General features: G+C 42.2%; 18 protein-coding genes. 13 read left to right on the forward strand and 5 right to left on the reverse strand.

Annotated features, from left to right (window positions below; genetic code table 11):
• The first annotated feature begins 17 nt into the window (after positions 1 to 17).
• From A3774_RS09810 to lpdA, 6 genes are all read left to right on the forward strand, one after another.
• Positions 18 to 935 carry a lysophospholipid acyltransferase family protein gene (locus tag A3774_RS09810; protein WP_067866705.1) on the forward strand — a complete coding sequence of 306 codons (918 nt, stop codon included), beginning with the start codon at positions 18 to 20 and terminating at the stop codon, positions 933 to 935.
• 15 nt (positions 936 to 950) lie between these two features.
• Positions 951 to 1,814, forward strand: coding sequence for a glycosyltransferase family protein (locus A3774_RS09815; RefSeq protein ID WP_067866706.1), 864 nt, complete (start codon positions 951 to 953; stop codon positions 1,812 to 1,814).
• 3 nt (positions 1,815 to 1,817) lie between these two features.
• On the forward strand, positions 1,818 to 2,870 hold the full coding sequence (locus A3774_RS09820; protein WP_075107951.1) for a glycosyltransferase family 4 protein: 1,053 nt from the start codon (positions 1,818 to 1,820) through the stop codon (positions 2,868 to 2,870).
• 491 nt (positions 2,871 to 3,361) lie between these two features.
• Complete coding sequence (locus A3774_RS16790) at positions 3,362 to 4,102, forward strand: O-antigen ligase family protein (protein ID WP_197468047.1); 741 nt, start codon at positions 3,362 to 3,364, stop codon at positions 4,100 to 4,102.
• Positions 4,103 to 4,161: 59 nt separating this feature from the next.
• Entirely contained in the window at positions 4,162 to 4,908 is a 747-nt protein-coding gene (locus A3774_RS09830; protein WP_067866709.1) for a glycosyltransferase family 2 protein, read from the forward strand.
• An 85-nt stretch (positions 4,909 to 4,993) separates the two neighbouring features.
• Positions 4,994 to 7,129 carry a dihydrolipoyl dehydrogenase gene (gene lpdA / locus A3774_RS09835; RefSeq protein WP_197468048.1) on the forward strand — a complete coding sequence of 712 codons (2,136 nt, stop codon included), beginning with the start codon at positions 4,994 to 4,996 and terminating at the stop codon, positions 7,127 to 7,129.
• Here the strand turns inward: lpdA and A3774_RS09840 are convergent.
• From A3774_RS09840 to A3774_RS09855, 4 genes are read right to left on the reverse strand one after another with little or no spacing between them, the layout of a single operon-like run.
• Entirely contained in the window at positions 7,102 to 7,833 is a 732-nt protein-coding gene (locus A3774_RS09840) for a glycosyltransferase (RefSeq protein ID WP_067866713.1), read from the reverse strand. The genes lpdA and A3774_RS09840 overlap by 28 nt on opposite strands.
• A gap of 2 nt (positions 7,834 to 7,835) precedes the next feature.
• Entirely contained in the window at positions 7,836 to 8,684 is an 849-nt protein-coding gene (gene mtnP, locus A3774_RS09845) for an S-methyl-5'-thioadenosine phosphorylase (protein ID WP_067866715.1), read from the reverse strand.
• Positions 8,685 to 8,729: 45 nt separating this feature from the next.
• Positions 8,730 to 9,641, reverse strand: a complete 912-nt coding sequence (locus tag A3774_RS09850) for a radical SAM protein (protein ID WP_067866716.1) — start codon at positions 9,639 to 9,641, stop codon at positions 8,730 to 8,732.
• Positions 9,642 to 9,662: 21 nt separating this feature from the next.
• A complete protein-coding gene (locus A3774_RS09855; protein WP_067866718.1) occupies positions 9,663 to 10,361 on the reverse strand; it encodes a DUF2064 domain-containing protein in 699 nt (232 codons plus the stop codon).
• A gap of 189 nt (positions 10,362 to 10,550) precedes the next feature.
• On the opposite strand from A3774_RS09855, the gene nfsA reads away from it, so the two are divergent.
• The 3 genes from nfsA to A3774_RS09870 are packed head-to-tail and all read left to right on the forward strand — an operon-like array spanning position 10,551 to position 13,328.
• Entirely contained in the window at positions 10,551 to 11,288 is a 738-nt protein-coding gene (gene nfsA, locus A3774_RS09860) for an oxygen-insensitive NADPH nitroreductase (RefSeq protein ID WP_067866721.1), read from the forward strand.
• Between the two features lie 52 nt (positions 11,289 to 11,340).
• Positions 11,341 to 12,567 carry an EAL and HDOD domain-containing protein gene (locus A3774_RS09865; RefSeq protein ID WP_067866723.1) on the forward strand — a complete coding sequence of 409 codons (1,227 nt, stop codon included), beginning with the start codon at positions 11,341 to 11,343 and terminating at the stop codon, positions 12,565 to 12,567.
• A gap of 17 nt (positions 12,568 to 12,584) precedes the next feature.
• Positions 12,585 to 13,328: a sulfite exporter TauE/SafE family protein gene (locus tag A3774_RS09870; RefSeq protein ID WP_067866725.1), complete on the forward strand. Its 744-nt coding sequence runs from the start codon at positions 12,585 to 12,587 to the stop codon at positions 13,326 to 13,328.
• 75 nt (positions 13,329 to 13,403) lie between these two features.
• On the opposite strand, the gene ilvD is transcribed toward A3774_RS09870, so the two are convergent.
• Positions 13,404 to 15,236 carry a dihydroxy-acid dehydratase gene (gene ilvD, locus A3774_RS09875; RefSeq protein ID WP_067866728.1) on the reverse strand — a complete coding sequence of 611 codons (1,833 nt, stop codon included), beginning with the start codon at positions 15,234 to 15,236 and terminating at the stop codon, positions 13,404 to 13,406.
• Between the two features lie 188 nt (positions 15,237 to 15,424).
• On the opposite strand from ilvD, the gene ald reads away from it, so the two are divergent.
• The 4 genes from ald (at position 15,425) to A3774_RS09895 (ending at position 17,627) form a co-directional block, all read left to right on the forward strand.
• Complete coding sequence (gene ald, locus A3774_RS09880) at positions 15,425 to 16,534, forward strand: alanine dehydrogenase (protein WP_067866734.1); 1,110 nt, start codon at positions 15,425 to 15,427, stop codon at positions 16,532 to 16,534.
• Between the two features lie 73 nt (positions 16,535 to 16,607).
• Positions 16,608 to 16,856, forward strand: a complete 249-nt coding sequence (locus A3774_RS09885) for a hypothetical protein (protein ID WP_067866735.1) — start codon at positions 16,608 to 16,610, stop codon at positions 16,854 to 16,856.
• A gap of 75 nt (positions 16,857 to 16,931) precedes the next feature.
• On the forward strand, positions 16,932 to 17,126 hold the full coding sequence (locus tag A3774_RS09890; RefSeq protein WP_067866736.1) for a YgaP family membrane protein: 195 nt from the start codon (positions 16,932 to 16,934) through the stop codon (positions 17,124 to 17,126).
• Positions 17,127 to 17,351: 225 nt separating this feature from the next.
• Positions 17,352 to 17,627, forward strand: a complete 276-nt coding sequence (locus A3774_RS09895; RefSeq protein WP_067866737.1) for a PepSY domain-containing protein — start codon at positions 17,352 to 17,354, stop codon at positions 17,625 to 17,627.
• The last annotated feature ends 4 nt before the right edge of the window (positions 17,628 to 17,631 follow it).

The following is a 17,631-nucleotide window of genomic DNA, read 5'->3' on the forward strand; positions in this document are numbered from 1 at the left end:
AGAGACATACATAAATCGTGAATACATCAACTTCTTTCTTTGCACCCAAATACTGGCCAACATGGCTAGGCATTCTAGTATTAAGGCTACTTGCCTTGCTGCCCTATAGGCTAGGCTTGGGCTTTGGCCGATTAATCGGTATTACACTGTATTATCTACTACCTAAACGACGTCATGTTACCGACGTTAACTGTAAACTATGCTTCCCCGAATTAACGCCCCAAGAACGTGAGCAGTTCGTAAAAGATGTATTCAAAAATAACGGTATAGGTATCGTTGAAACCGCATGGGCCTATTGGGGTAACAAAAAAAGGCTCATCGCGCGTACCGAATACAGAGGTTTCGAACTCCTCGATGACGCCCTTAGCCTTGGCCGCGGTGCGATTTTACTCGGGGGACATTACTCACAACTCGACTTGGGCGGTCTATTGTTTTCAGTTTACAAAACCCCAATAGCGACCACTTATAGGGAGCATAACAATCCTCTTATGGATACAATGATCACTAAAGGGCGTTCCTCTTTTAGCATCCCTGTCGAACGAAAAAAAATACGCGAGATAATCAGAAAGCTAAAACAGAACCTCATTATCTGGTACGCCCCTGATCAGGACCTTGGGCGAAAAAACTCTGTATTTGTGCCCTTTTTTGGCCAAACAGCCGCAACAATCACAGCCACCACTAATATGGTTAGGTTTAACAATTCGCCGATTGTTTGTTTGCATCTACGCAGAAAAGAGGATGATTCAGGCTATATTATGGAGATTGTTCCTGTTCCAGACTTTCCCAGTGGCGATGAAGTTGAAGACGCGCGTTTAATGAATTTAGCGATAGAAGCGGGAGTAAGGAAAGCACCCACCCAATACATGTGGGTACATAAACGTTTCAAAACACAGCCCGACGGCGACCAAAAACTATATAACACGAAAGAACGCTAATTTTAGGAGACGCGTGTGAAAGTCAGTGGCTTTACTTTTTTAAAAAACGGTTCGACACTAGGCTACCCTTTTGTAGAGAGTATTCGCTCAGCCCTACCTTTATGTGATGAGTTTATTATTGCATTAGGGGACTGCGATGATGATACAGAAGCGCTCCTAAATAAAATTGACGATCCGAAAATCCGCATTATCCATACAACATGGAATGATAAAATGCAGGACCGCGGCTACGTCTATGGCCAGCAAAAAATGATTGCCCACTTCAACTGTACAGGAGACTGGGCCCTGTATATTGAAGGCGATGAAGTCTTACACGAAAACGAGATCAAAACGATTCGTGGCAATATGGAAAAATATCTCGATGATCCAGAAACTGAAGCATTCTACTTTGATTTCTACCACTTTTATGGACGACCGGATCAAGTAGGTATTTCAGGATACCGTCGAGCGCCCCGTATTATTAGAAACTCAATTCGTAGCTATGCGCCAGATGGTTTGTTCTTTGTTGTACTCGATAAAAACAAACGTGGTCGCTATCCAAAAGCCCGCCATGCAGGCGGTAATGTCTACCATTATGGACATGTAAGAAACGTTGCAAAGATGCAAGAAAAGATCAACCAAGTTTCCCAATACTGGAATGAAAAGCCTGCACCTTTTCCTGGATATGGTGATATAGACCCTGCGGTTCTGCGACCTTTTAAGGGTACTCATCCAGCGGTCGTAGAAGATTGGCTAAAAACCGATGCCGAATGGGATTTCAAACCTAACCCAGATTACACACTAACCAAACGTGACAAGAAAGTTCGTTTAAAGCTAAAAATTGAAGATATGTTTGGTCTTGAGATCAGCAAAAAACACTATACCGATCTGGATAAGTAACCCTTGAATATACAAACATCTTCAATCCACATTGTTCGTCGATATGGCCCTGTTGGCGGTATGGAACGCTATGTGTGGGAGCTTACCCATGCATTAGCCAAGCAGGGACAAAGCGTAAAAATCATTTGTGAGCGTGCTTATGAACAGTGCGACAATAATATAGACGTTATAGAACTCGGCGAGGTAAAACCAAAACCTCGTTGGCTTGCTATGATCAAGTTTTCTAATCGTGTTTCTAAATATCTTAACAGCATAGATACAGATAAATGGGTGATCCACAGCCATGAACGTTGCGCAGAACACCACGTGACTACGTTCCATGGCCCCTCTATCTTAATGCGGAAGAAAAGGGCTTTAGATTTTATTTCCCCCCGTATTGCAACTTGGGAATATTTAGAAAAGCGTGAGCTGTTTGGTAAAAATGTTTATACTGTATTGCCTAACTCACTGCTCGTTTCAGATCAGCTAGCTAAATTATATCCCGCAGCAGCACATAAACTTGGCTTTCCCGCCTACCCAGGCGTGTCAGAACAATTTACTCAACTCTCACGCAAATCCAACGGTCATACCATTGGTTTTATTGGTAAAGAGTGGCAGCGAAAAGGATTAGAATTTGCCGTCAAGGTGGTTAAATCCTTAATCGACCAAAACCCTCAAATAACATTTATTGTGACTGGGCCTGAACCAGAAGAGATAGAACATCTATTTACCGATTGGCCTAAGGACAACTACCAGCTAAAAGGCTGGCAACGCTCAGAAGATACATTGCCGTATATAGACCTTCTTATTCATCCTGCAGAGGTCGAACCCTTTGGAATGGTTGTGGCAGAAGTAAACGCAGCAGGCTTACCTGTTGTAATATCGGACTGCTGTGGTATTGCAGAATTGATCCAAGAGCAACATGGCTTAGTACTACCATTAAATCAGACCGAAGCTTGGCAGCAAGCTCTATTAAAACTAATGACTGAACAAAAAGTCGATTCATTAAAATTAACTTGGGATAACCTAAGCTTTCAGCATCAACAGCTTTATTTGAAAATTGCGCAGGGAAAATAACCCTTATGTCATTCGATCATTCAGAAAGCCCGCGAACTCAGCCTATTCTAATAACTCTAGGGGCTTGGATTTTAATAGCGGGTATTTTTAGTATTCCATTATTAGGGAACGCCGCCCACAATATACTTTTAGGCCTTCCTGTTATATTTTTACTCTTCACAAAAAATATTACTACATATCCAGCACTGTTAAAAAACAACCAAACCGCGCTGCTTGCCACACTGCTCTTTATCTGGCTCGCAATCAGCCTCTTATGGTCAAGTGCGGAAACAAACTATAGTGGAAAGATACTGTCAAAATACCGGGAATTTTTACTCATCCCTCTATTTATGATCTATTTCTCCATTGACAAATATCGCAAAAATGCCTTAGTAGCACTCTATGCAGCATTATTCCTCTCTTTATTTTTTTCCTACCTTATACATTACGATCTGATACATTATTGGGACAATCCAAATAGTATTAAAAACCGTATATTTCATGGCATATCTATGTCTGTTTTTGCTTATATAAACTTACAAGCAGCAGCTATATCAAAAAGATATAGAGCAATTTTTATCGCTTTATTTATTATCACTTTTCATAATTTATTCTTTATTGAGAATGGCCGCCTTGGATACCTATTAATCTGCATACTCAGCGCTTTATTTTGTTGGCAACAGTGGCGGGTCAAAGGCTTAATAGCCATGATCGCTCTTGGTAGCCTCAGTACTATAGCGCTCTTACTTTTTGCAGATTTATCACAATTAAGAATCATAGGACGCTTAGATGTTATAAGTAACGCCAGCGAAATAAATCTATCCGTATTACAAGCAGCAGATATCCGTCTTGAATTTTATATTTTGTCGCTCTACTGTTTTATGGATAGTTGGCTACTAGGACATGGACTAGGCAGTTTCCCCGAAGTTTATGCCCTACAACATGAAGCAATTCAAACCTATTGGAAAACAACCGTAAATCCACATAATGAGTTTTTACAAATTTCAGTTCAAACCGGTATCATAGGTTTACTTCTCTTTATCTCTTTTCTGATCAGCTTTCTGACACAAAAAAACCAACCTGCTTTACAAAAACAATGTAAAACAGCACTCTTTTTCACCGTGTGTCTTTCCTGCATGTTTAATTCATCGTTTATGGATCATGGTGATGGTGCGCTCTTTATGATCCTAATCGCTCTAGTGACCGGTTCGACATGGAAGACGGCTAATAACTATTCTGATACTACTAAATAATAAAGGTGGGAGCTTTAGCCTCTCACTCTTGAACCTTTTAAATCCATGAAGATACTTTGATGCTTTCAATCATTATTATCACTAAAAACGAAGCCCATAATATCCAAGACTGTCTCGACTCAGTTTCATGGGCAGATGAGATCATTGTTGTAGACTCAGGCAGTGAAGATGGCACCCAAGAGATCTGCCATAAAACAGCTAACTGTACCTTAGTAGAAACAGATTGGCCGGGGTTTGGTGAACAGAAAAATAGGGCCTTAGCACTGGCAAACAATGAATGGGTGTTATCTATAGACGCTGATGAAAGAATTGATAATGCCTTAAAGGATGAGATATTAAACGCCATCGAACAAACCCAATACGATGGTTTTAAGATCCCCCGCCATTCGCAATATTGTGGCCGTTTTATTGATCATTCCGGCTGGACGCCTGATTATGTACTTCGTTTATTCAAACGAGAAAAAGCTGTGTTTTCTGATGACAAAGTCCATGAACGGGTAATTTTAAACGGAAAAACTCATAAACTTTCTAACCCGATGCAGCACTATTCGTACGAAAACTTAGAACAAGTTTTACGTAAAGTTGATCAATACTCAACCTTAGGCGCTGAGCAATTATACGCCCGCGGGAAACGATGCGGACTAGGCACTGCACTGTACAAGTCCTTCTGGGCTTTTATACGAACTTATCTTCTTCGTCGAGGCTTTCTTGATGGAAAACACGGTGTAATGTTGGCTATTTCTAATGCAGAATCAACCTATTACAAATATGCCAAGCTCGCATTAATGTCAGAGAAAGCCCAATAATGACACTCAACTTAGTCTGATTATTGAACTTATTTTCCAATATAAGTGACTAATTGATCAATAACTTTCTTTGAGAACACTGTTGATGAAAAAATTACCTCTTATATTGACGATTGCGTTAGCCATCACGGCCTTTTTCTTTTTTGACATAGACCAATACTTAAATTTAGACTTTCTCAAAGCGAATCAAACTAAATTTGACCAGCAATACGCAGAAAACCCTCTAGCCACCGCAGCAATTTTCTTTGGGCTTTATATACTCGTGGCGGGCTTATCCCTCCCTGGTGCAGCAATAATGACACTTGCGGCGGGCGCCCTATTTGACTTAACAACGGGGTTACTTCTTGTATCCTTTGCCAGCTCAATTGGGGCAACGCTCGCTTTTCTTTTCTCCCGTTTTATCTTGCGCGACAGCATCCAAAATCGCTTTGCTAGTCAATTATCCGCTATTAATAAAGGCATCGAGAAAGAAGGCGCATTTTATCTATTCACACTTCGCTTGGTTCCTCTATTTCCTTTTTTCGTTATCAACTTAGTCATGGGAGTTACTCCCATAAAAACATGGACATTTTATTGGGTAAGCCAGCTAGGAATGTTAGCGGGAACAATTGTCTTCGTTAATGCAGGCACTCAACTAGGCCAACTAGAAAGCCTATCCGGAATATTATCCCCCAGTATGCTGGCATCCTTTACCCTCCTTGGCGTTTTCCCATTGATTGCAAAGAAAATAATCGAGCTGCTACAAAGCAGAAAAGTTTACGCAGGCATCAAAAAACCAACAAAATTCGATACGAATATCGTTGTTATTGGCGCAGGTTCAGCAGGCTTAGTAACGTCGTATATTGCGGCGGCGATAAAAGCAAAAGTCAGCTTAGTCGAGAAAAACCTGATGGGAGGCGACTGTTTGAATACTGGTTGCGTACCGTCAAAAGCACTCATTCGCTCAGCCCGGTTTGTATCAGACAATAAACGCTGTAAGGAATACGGTATAGAAAAGAGCGAAGTCAGCTTCAATTTCGCAGACGTGATGGAACGAGTTCAAGAGGTTATTAAAACAGTAGAACCCCACGATTCAATTGAACGTTACACAGGTCTAGGTGTGGATTGCATTCAAGGTACTGCAACTATATTGAATCCCTATGAAGTCGTGGTGAATGGCGAAATTATTACAACCCGCAATATTGTTATCGCGACAGGTGCTCGCCCACGTATGCCCGCCGTTAAAAATATAGAAGCGATGAATCCTCTTACATCAGATAACTTATGGAAAATTCGTGAACTGCCTAAACGCTTATTAGTGATCGGTGGTGGTCCGATTGGCTGTGAATTAAGTCAGTGTTTTGCTCGCTTTGGTTCTGAAGTCAGTATCTTACTGCCCGATGGGCGGATCATGTCGAGAGAAGATGAAGATGTTTCAGCCCTAGTAACTGAACGCTTCAGCGCAGAAGGTATTAATATCTTAAATGATAGAAAGATGCGTGAATTTATAGAACGCGATGGCGAAAAGATTTTGATCAGCGAATATAAAGGGCAAATCGAAGAAATCCCGTTCGACCAACTTCTCGTGGCGATAGGAAGACAAGCCAATATTGAAGGTTTCGGCCTAGAAAATCTTAATATAGATATCACAGGCAACGGTACAATTGATGTAAATGAATACCTACAAACAAGATTCCCTAATGTTTATGCCTGTGGAGATGTCGCTGGTCCCTTCCAATTTACTCATGCCGCAGCACATCAAGCGTGGTACGCAGCGGTCAACGCATTGTTTGGCAAATTTAAGAAATTCAAAGTCGATTATTCCGTTATACCTGCAGCAACCTTTACGGACCCTGAGGTCGCGCGCGTCGGTCTAAACGAGCAAGAAGCAAAAGCACAAAATATAGCTTATGAAGTCACTCGCTTTGATTTAGCGGAGCTTGATCGCGCTATTGCAGATAATGATGCCCACGGTATGGTAAAAACACTCACAGTGCCCGGCAAAGATAAAATCTTAGGTGCAACTATTGTTGGACCACACTCCGGTGAGTTAATCACTGAGTTCGTCACTGCGATAAAACATGGCTTAGGTCTTAACAAGTTACTAGGGACGATCCATATTTATCCAACCTTAAGTGAAGCGAACAAATATGCAGCGGGAGAGTGGAAGCGAGCTCATGCGCCTCAGAAAGTTTTACAGTGGTTAGAAAAGTTTCATCGCTGGCAGCGTGCTGAGAAATAGCGCTGCTTTAACAGCTTAAGTAATTCAGGAATTGCCTGCCTTATCCATAAATATTGATAACGGCAGGTAAGATACCACCAGCCTTTGTCTCTGTATTTTCTAGCACTCGTTTGCAGATATTGAGTACAACATTTTAACTTTATTCCCCGCTGCCTTGCGTACCACACAAACAGATGGTCTTCCCCATAAGATGCATCTTCAGGATAGCCTCCCACTTGTGCGAAAAGCGTTTTACTAATCGCAAAGCCTTGATCTCCAAACGGTATGCCTAATAGCCGAGAGCGCAGATTAGCGCCCCAACCATTTAACGCCATACCATTAGAACCATCCGCCAAAAACTGTAATAAACAGTAATGCAGTTTATCCGGTGCCCTCGATAAATTAACCCATAAGCTTTCGACTAACTCAACGCTAAAGCGACTATCGACATGCAGAAACCAAATGAACTCACCTTGCGCCGCTTGGGCACCATAATTCATCTGCACTGCCCGCCCTTGACCTGATTCAAGCCAACTTACCTGAAAAGGCGCCAAGGTTGCCACAATATCTTGCTTATATTGGTCATCGAATCGTTGATGACAGACAACAAAGATAATTTCACTTGCAGAAGGGATTGCTCGAAGGTCCTCGATCAACCCCACAGGAATAATGGACTCCGCAGGCCCGATGGGAATAACAATAGAAACAGATAGAGAGTGCTCCATACTTAGGAACTTAACACCTCGAGTAAAGAGCGTTGCTCGGCGTTTAACGCGTCTTTAGGGGTCAACACTGCAGCCGCTAAACTGGTTCGGCAAGTGCAAGTATATTCCACTTCATCTTGATCAATAAAAGCAGTCAGTAAGGTTTTAGCTTTTTCTAAACTTGCTCCATAACGGGCAATAACCTGCTCTACTGATACATGCTGATCAGGATCATCCAACCAGCAATCATAATCGGTAGCTATAGCGATAGTGCAATAGCAAAGTTGTGCTTCACGCGCTAAAAAGACCTCAGGCACATTGGTCATTCCAACCAAATCACAACCTGCGGCCCCTCTCAGAAAGAAACTCTCTGCTCGTGTACCTAAACGCGGCCCATCGACACAACCATAGGTTTTATCAGTATGAAGTTTTATATCAACGCTTTCACCTGCAGCAACTAAACTTTCTGACAAACAATGGCATGTAGGTTCTGCTGTTGAAACATGTGCAGCCAAACCTTTACCAAAAAAAGTTTTCTCTCGATTCCCTTTTACAAAATCAAAATACTGACTAGGGAGTGACAGATCTCCCGGCGCAATCTCTTCTTGCAAACTACCCACTGCAGAAAGACCAACAACCTGAGTCACACCTAAAGACTTTAACGCCCAAATATTAGCGCGATAATTTACCTCAGAAGGAAGAAGCTGATGTTGGCGACCGTGTCGAGGTAAAAAGAACAAGGTTCTGCTTCCCCTTTTACCCTCAATAATCGGTGCTGACGGTTTCCCAAAAGGCGTATCAACATCGTGCTCGCTAACAACTTCTAAACCCTCTAATTGATAGATCCCTGTACCACCAATAATTCCTAACACTTATGTCCCCTTATTTAAATGAATCATCATTAACATCTCAAATAGCTACGCCTCGCTACATGAGGAGCCATAAGCAAAACAACTATAGCAACGATGATGTTTCATGCTAATTCTTTCACTTAAACTTTCAGTTAAACTAAACCCTTGATCATACTCTTCATCATCATCCACCAGCGTACAAGCATACACTTTCATCTGCCCCTGCTTTTTCACAACCATTTTGCTAAAAGCACACATAAAGTCCTTCCGGCTCTTTTCGGTCTGATAAGTAGTCATACAACTTGTCGTCACTTGAGGGACATGAGGTAAGCTTCCAGGGGTAGCAAAGTCAGGGAAAGCAACAATATGCAGATCTTCCGGTAAACCGTAAGCAATAAACAGGTCACGGTAAGACGCCTCAACCTCTTCACGCTGTTCCTCTTTTTCCATATGTCGTGCAACAGAAACGGAGAACCCTAAATCGTATAATGCTTTAAGGCCTTCCATCGCTTTATCAAAATTACCCTCTCCTCGTCCAGCATCATGCTGTTTCGCAGCAGCGTAATCTATACTAATACGAAAACTAACAGGGTGTTCAGCATCTTGCAGTGAACGCACTTCATCCATTCTTTGCTGAAGGGCATCGGTACCATTAGTGAGCACAAGGCAAGGTTTAAACTTAGCCGCGTAAGCTAAAATTTGTACAAGTTGCTTTGCGAGAAAAGGCTCTCCGCCGGTAAAAGAAAATTGCTCTACCTCTAAGGTTAATGCTTCATCAATCAGCGGTTTAACATCCGCAAACTTGACTAAATCTAATCGGGTGTCACCAGGCCCTGAACCTTCCAAACAAAAAGAACATTGTAAGTTACACGCAGTGCCGGTATGAAACCAAAGTTCTCGTAGCGCATGAGGCTCTATATAACCTCTAGGTTTTCCATCAGGCGTGATAAACCAGTTATCTGTATGAATACGTTGCATTTTTTAATCGCCTAACTGGGGTTAACTTGTCACTTTAATAGTGTCGTTATGAGTAATAGATTGAACAAGCCTTAACAAGGCTTGCCGTGATGGTCTTACATCACCAGCTAAATCTACTATTAACTTGTGCAGGTCTTTCTCGTAATCAATATCATAACTTGGTGGAGCATAGGCAACTGAACGTTTAGCATCGATGCAAACATGATAAAGAGCCTCACCTAAACGATCGGTACTCCAAGGAAGGTCAGCAATTTCAGGCCAATGGCTATTGCTTCCCATTAAAGTGACCCCCCCATCTTCGGCGGCACTAAAAGTAACATCTTGGGTTTTTAAGGCATCCAAAGCACAGCTAAAAATCCTCTCATTTAAGATAGGAGCATCAGTACCTATAATAATTATTTTTTTATGGCCTTGATCACGTAACTGCTGATCAACTGCCATGATCCGTTGCCCTAAACTACCCTGCGGCTGGGCAAGTACCTCAGCGCCTGTTAAGAGACCTTGCGCCCACTCAACCTCTTCTGGGCCTGCTGGCGATAGCACTACAGGACCTCTCCACTTAGTGGCGTCTTCCAATGCACAATTCAACAAAGCAGATGCCAGATTAAACGCTGTCTCAGCTCCCAGTGTGGCAGCTATTCGTTGCTTCCCCTGATTGAGTCTCGGTTGTTTACAAAATACGAGCAGGGTGGCGCCTTCCTGTTGATACTTATTATTCACTAATTATATTTCCACGCAAAACAGTTAAGCTATTGACCTAAGCATAAACGGATAGTTCAAAATGGGAGAAAGAATGACCCAATGCAACACTGCTTAGCTATAAGGCTTCTTCTAGCTATAACCCTATGTTACAAATAGCACTTTAAAAGTTTTATTCACTACAATCTTTTTAATATTCTATGGGCAATTATGAATACAGTTATCGAGCTACTTAACTCCCATCGCTCTATCAGAAAATTTAAAGATCAAAAGATCGAGCAATCATTAATCAATAACGTTATTCAAGCAGGACAAGCCGCAGCAACCTCCAGTTTCATTCAGGCTTGCACCGTTATTCAAGTAAATGACGATGGGAATAGAGCAAATATTGCGGAGTGGGCAGGCAATCAAACTTACGTTAACGACGCTCCAACCTTTCTCATTTTTTGTGCCGATATGAATCGTCATAAAATAAGCTGTGATATGCATGATGCAGAGATGTTATCGGGCTTCACCGAACAGTTTATTACCGCTACTGTTGATTGCGCGCTCTTCGCCCAAAACGTTGCAATCGCTGCCGAATCAGAGGGATTAGGTATCGTCTATATTGGCGGGATTCGTAACAAGATAGATTTAGTTTCTGAAACCTTAAATTTGCCCGAGCTCGTTTATCCAGTTTTTGGTATGTGTTTAGGCTATCCTGACCAAAACCCTGAAGTTAAACCCCGATTACCCTTAGATATGGTATTAAAACAAGATACCTATAATAGCACTCAAGACAAAGAACTCATCAGCGAATATGACCATAAAGTCCGTGAATATTATTTAAATAGGACCGGTGGTCAAAAAGATATGACATGGAGTGAACAGATCTCTAGCATGTTACAAAAAGAAGCAAGACCGCATATGCTCGCATTTCTACAAAATCGTGGTTTTTTACAGAAATAAGCATAAACAAAGATATAATTATTAATATACGTATACAGCTAAGGAACCGAGAATGACAGATAGTATTGATGCAGATGAACCAATGGATCTCCTATTAGCCCGTCAGCCTGTATTTAATAAAAGTCAGGACGTTGTTGCGTATTTGCTACTTTATCGTAATGACGATAACTCTGTAACAATTAATGATCATCTGGCTACTTCCTCAGTAATCCTTAATACCTATACGAGCATCTGCCAACATGGTCAAGTTCGCTCATTACCCTGTTATCTGAAATTAACCGACACAACCTTAATGGCGGAAAATTTCCCTGAATTACCCAAAGAAAATTTCATTCTTGAAATATTAGGTCATTCAGAAATCACCCCGGAACTTGTTGAGCGCGTAAAAGAATTAGGCGAGCAGGGCTACCGTTTAGCACTATCAGATTATAAGCCAGAACCTAAATTTGAGCCTCTTCTTAACCTCGTTCATATTCTTAAACTTGATCTACGATCCATAGGCTTAGATGCTTTACCTGCTGTTGTTAAACATCTTCGTCCGTATAACCTAGAATTACTAGCAGACAAAGTCGAGACAAAAGAAGAGTTTCGTCAGTGCTATGAACTCGGCTTTGCGCTTTTTCAAGGGTATTTTTTAAGTAAGCCAGAGCCTGTCAAAGGTAAAAAACTAGGCAGCAGCAAGGTTCTACTCTTACAGATGATGGTGGAGCTACAAAGCCCTCAAGCAACAGCTCAATCGGTTGAACAGATCGTTATTAATGATCCTTTACTCACCTATCGAATCTTACGCGTGGTCAACTCTGCGGCATTCAATTTTCCAAGAGAGATCGAATCTTTATCTCATGCGATTAGCTTATTGGGATTTGATCAAATTCGTAAATGGGTCAGCCTCTTCTTGGTCACTGACACCCAAGAAAAACCGGAAGAATTAACTCGCTCTATGCTAGTAAGAGGACGTATGTGCGAGTTGCTTGCCGAAATGCTTGGCAGAGAGCAACCTATTAATAACTTTATTGCAGGGTTATTTTCCAAACTTGATGCACTACTCGATATGGAGATGCCTGACCTGCTAACACAAGTCTCTCTTCAGAACGATGTTAAAGCTGCACTGCTAAACCACGAAGGTCAATTAGGGCAGATCTTAGAGCAAGTTTGCCAATATGAAAGTGGTGAATTTGATAAAATGACCTTTCTACTAGATAAAGCCTACTATGAGACCGCTTATCGACATAGTTTAAACTGGTCTCAGCAAGTGATGACATCACTTAGTGATAAATAACACCTTTTCGAACTCTAATGCACTTATTAGATAATATTGAGTTATCCCTACTCCTAATCCTATCTTCTGCAGTAACTTCATTTATAACTGCAGCGATGGGAATAGGCGGAGGTGTGCTTCTCTTAGCTATTCTAGCCTCAGTTCTCCCGCCCGCAGCCCTTATACCTGTCCACGGCCTCGTCCAGCTTGGTTCAAATGGAAACAGGGCTTGGATGACCAAACAGCATACCGACTGGACTATGGTTAAATTCTTCTCCATCGGCGCGTTGCTAGGTGCCCTTTGCGCCTCATTTATTGTGATTCAGCTTCCACTTGTTTTGATTCAATTGAGCGTAGCGTTCTTCATTTTATATCTAATTTGGGGACCAAAACCAAAACAGCAGCAGATGGGTAATAAAGGCTATCTATTGGCAGGGTTAGGGACAACACTGATCTCAATGTTTGTTGGTGCAACCGGCCCCCTTGTTGCAGGTTTTGTGCATCGCCAAAGCTACGATAAATTTACCACGACCAGCACCTTTGCAACCTGCATGAGCCTGCAACATCTTCTAAAAATACTTGTATTTACATTTGTTGGCTTTGCATTTTGGGAGTGGCTACCTTTAGCCATATTAATGATTTTAGGTGGCATCTTCGGCACTTGGCTAGGACTGAAAATGTTACATAAAATACCCACTAAGTACTTTTCCAATATTTTTAGAGTCGTGATTACCTTGCTCGCCATACGCTTACTGTGGCAAGCGGTTGAGAGCTTACTCTGATAAAAAAATCATAAACTAAAGACAAAAAAGGGCCGATGGAATATCCACCAGCCCTTATTAGATTGTGCAAAAACCTTAATCGAGCAGGCTTAAATCGCGGACTGCACCCGTGTCAGCAGAAGTAACCAACTTAGCGTAAGCCTTCAATGCCGCCGAGACTTTACGCGGCCGCGCTTCTGCAGGCTTCCAACCCAGCTTATCTTGCTCAACACGACGGGCTGCTAACTCTTCATCAGACAGCAAAACATCAATTGTTCGGTTAGGTATATCAATACGAATTATATCCCCATTACGCACCAAACCAATGGCGCCACCCGCTGCCGCCTCAGGTGATGCATGACCGATCGATAAACCAGAAGTACCACCAGAGAAACGACCGTCAGTTAGCAGTGCGCATGCTTTGCCTAAGCCTTTAGACTTAATGTACGACGTTGGATACAACATCTCCTGCATGCCTGGCCCTCCTTTAGGACCTTCATAACGGACAATAACAACATCTCCGGCTTTTACTTTATCATCCAGAATATTAGCAACCGCTTCATCCTGAGATTCCGTAATATGTGCAGGACCTTCGAACACAAGAATTGATTCATCCACACCCGCAGACTTAACCACACAGCCATCCAAAGCAATGTTACCGTGCAATACAGCTAAACCACCTTCTAAAGAAAAAGCATGCTCGATAGAACGGATACAACCGTGCTCACGATCACCATCCAATGTAGGCCAACGAGTTGCTTGACTAAACGCAGTCTGTGTTGGAATACCCGCAGGACCTGCTTTATAAAACTCCATCACGTCAGGTGTTGGGTTTCGCATAATATCCCACTCATCCAGCGCATCTTTAAGCGTTGGCGCATGTACGGTTGGTACATCAGTATGCAGTTTACCGGCTCGATCAAGCTCACCCAAAATACCCATAATACCGCCCGCACGGTGTACATCTTCAATATGATATTCCGGCGTATTAGGTGCGACTTTACATAACTGCGGTACTACTCGTGACATACGATCAATATCTTTCATCGTAAAATCAATCTCAGCTTCCTGAGCAATCGCCAGTAAATGCAAGATGGTGTTAGTAGAGCCTCCCATGGCAATATCAAGCGTTATACAGTTTTCAAACGCTTTTAAACCAACAGAGCGTGGCAATACGCTTTCATCATCCTGTTCATAATAACGCTTTGCTAGATCAACAATCGTGCGACCAGCTTTAAGGAAAAGCTTTTCCCTATCAGCATGGGTAGCGACTACAGTACCGTTACCCGGTAAAGCCAGACCGAGGGCTTCTGCAAGGCAATTCATTGAATTCGCCGTGAACATACCGGAGCAAGAACCACAAGTAGGGCAAGCTGAACGCTCAACTGCATCCACTTCTTCATCTGACGCTTTCGGATCGGCTGCCAACACCATCGCATCAACCAGATCCAGCTTATGCTCTGCGAGTTTAGTTTTACCCGCTTCCATTGGGCCGCCGGTTACAAAAATAACAGGGATATTCAGGCGCATCGATGCCATGAGCATTCCCGGTGTTATTTTATCGCAATTAGAGATGCACACGAGCGCATCGGCACAATGGGCATTCGCCATATACTCAACAGAGTCGGCAATAATATCTCGGGACGGCAAAGAATAAAGCATGCCGTCATGACCCATTGCGATACCATCATCCACCGCAATCGTATTAAATTCTTTTGCTACGCCACCCGCCTTTTCAATTTCGCGTGCAACAAGCTGTCCCATGTCTTTAAGATGTACGTGACCTGGAACAAATTGAGTAAACGAGTTAGCCACAGCAATAATAGGCTTGTGGAAATCCTCATCCTTCATACCGGTCGCACGCCATAGCGCACGCGCACCCGCCATATTACGACCCGCAGTCGATGTCTTAGAGCGATATTGAGGCATTTGATTGACCTTTGAAGTTATAAAGTTTTATTTAGCTAATTGCCGATTATAGCAGAATGCGCCGTTAAGCAACCTGCCTATACATTGTTTTCTATGCAACAGAACATGCCAATAATTGATTTACCCATTCTTTGTCTAAACTGTAAATAAATAAACTGTAAATAAAGAAACAAGAGGAAGGTAATATTATGCGTATTGGCATTCCTAAAGAAATTAAAGTCCATGAGTATCGCGTTGGACTCACCCCATCCGGTGTAAAATCACTCACCCAAGAAGGGCATACTCTTTTTATCGAAACAAACGCGGGTGAACAAATAGGCTTTAGTGATCAGCAATACCAACAAGCTGGCGCAACGATCTGTCACCAAGCAGAGGAGATATGGAAGCATGCTGAGCTTATCGTTAAGGTAAAAGAACCACTTAGTTCCGAAATACCCTTTTTACGCCCAGATCATGTTTTATTTACCTATCTACACTTAGCCGCCAACCAGCCTCTTACCGATGCCCTTTTAATCTCCGGATGTACAGCTATCGCCTATGAAACAATCACGGATAAAAACAACCGATTACCTTTACTAGCCCCCATGAGCGAAGTCGCCGGTCGAATGTCCATTCAAGCCGGCGCCCACTGTTTAGAAATATCTCAACAAGGTCGGGGCGTTTTGCTCGGAGGCGTTCCTGGGGTGGCAGCAGGAAAAGTTGCAATTCTAGGTGGTGGTATGGTGGGAACGAACGCTGCGATGATGGCCTTAGGCTTAGGCGCAGATACTACTATTTTCGATAATTCACCAGATAGACTGCGTGAACTCGATACACTCTTCCACGGCAGATTAAAAACCCAATACGCAACGAGTGATAGCATATATAAAGCCGTTACCCACAGCGATCTAATTATCGGCGCGGTCCTTATTCCTGGCGCAGCCGCCCCTAAGCTAGTGTTAAATGATCATCTAAAAGATATGCAAAAGGGAACAGTGTTAGTTGATGTTGCTATAGACCAAGGAGGATGTTTTGAAAGTAGCCATGCCACAACCCATACAGAACCCACATTCACAAAAGAAGACATAGTACATTATTGCGTCGCTAACATGCCAGGAGCCGTCGCACGCACATCTACAATGGCACTCACCAACGCAACTTTGCCCTATATTATTCAATTGGCAAATAATAGCTGGGAAAGCGTTCTCAAAAGAGATGAAAACTTTGCAAAAGGACTCAATATTGCTAAGGGCAAACTGTTTTGCAAAGGTGTCGCAACCGCCTTTAATCTACCGCTCCATGCTACAACTGAACTATAAATTATTGATAACCTCTTGATCACTGGATGACTGCACTCTACCCTGTAAAACATCTAAAAGTTTGAGGTTAAGCATGTCAAGTATCGATAAAAAAGAGATTCGTTCAGATAAATGGATGAACTTACTAATAAAAACCGGACTCCCTATTGCCCTTATTAGCATTATTTCATTATGGGTGGGTTGGTATTTTAAAATTCCAGAACTAGGTAACTTGTTCATCATCACAGCAGCCACCGCACTCACATTGGGTATGATCTACAATGTTCGGTTTGTCATTCTCTCGGTACGTCAAATCAAAGCTAAGCAGGCAAAAGAGAAATAAACCTCCGGTAACTTTCCACTTAAGATATAGATCGACTATAGTATTATCAGTGTTATCTAATATAGGTAAAGTATAATGGATAGAAATATTGGTAATGTTGATAAAGCAATACGCATCACCATCGGATTGGTGCTGATTGCTTTGGTCTTTGTTGGACCACAAAGCCCCTGGGGTTGGATAGGTGTACCTGTCATTCTCATCGCAGTGTTTGGCTGGTGCCCTCTCTACAAAATACTGGGTATTAGTACCTGTAAACGCTGCAAAGAATAACGAGTAGTAAATACCGTTTTATGGGATGAGTTAACCGACTCATCCCATTTATTTCCCTGTAGGCAATCAATACCCTAGTCACTATTCACTCCCTATACAGTTTATACGCATTAGACTTACCTCTATACTTCCAGCACGCACTGTTAAGTTAAATAAACATTTCTATTTACTACTTGATAGCGGATACGGGATACTATTCCCACCAATAAAGTATGAGGTTCTACAATGCTCAACCAGCATTTACGTATTGCTGTGTTATTTACATCTCTCCTTATAGGTTTTAGTCATAATGCATTTGCAAATGGGCAAGAGAATGTTTTATCGCCAAAACAAGCGATGAAAATTGCTACTAAACATTCAGCAGGGAATGTAATCAAAACAGAAGCATCTGAGCATAATGGCAGAGCCGTATACGTAATCCGTATTGTAAACGAAGGCCGTGTTAAGGATATCTTGATAGATAGCCTCAACGGTAAAATCGTCAAGCCTGAAAAGGACTAAATCA

Origin of the sequence: Neptuniibacter marinus (assembly GCF_001597725.1) — a bacterium.
GTDB classification, from domain to species: domain Bacteria; phylum Pseudomonadota; class Gammaproteobacteria; order Pseudomonadales; family Balneatricaceae; genus Neptuniibacter; species Neptuniibacter marinus.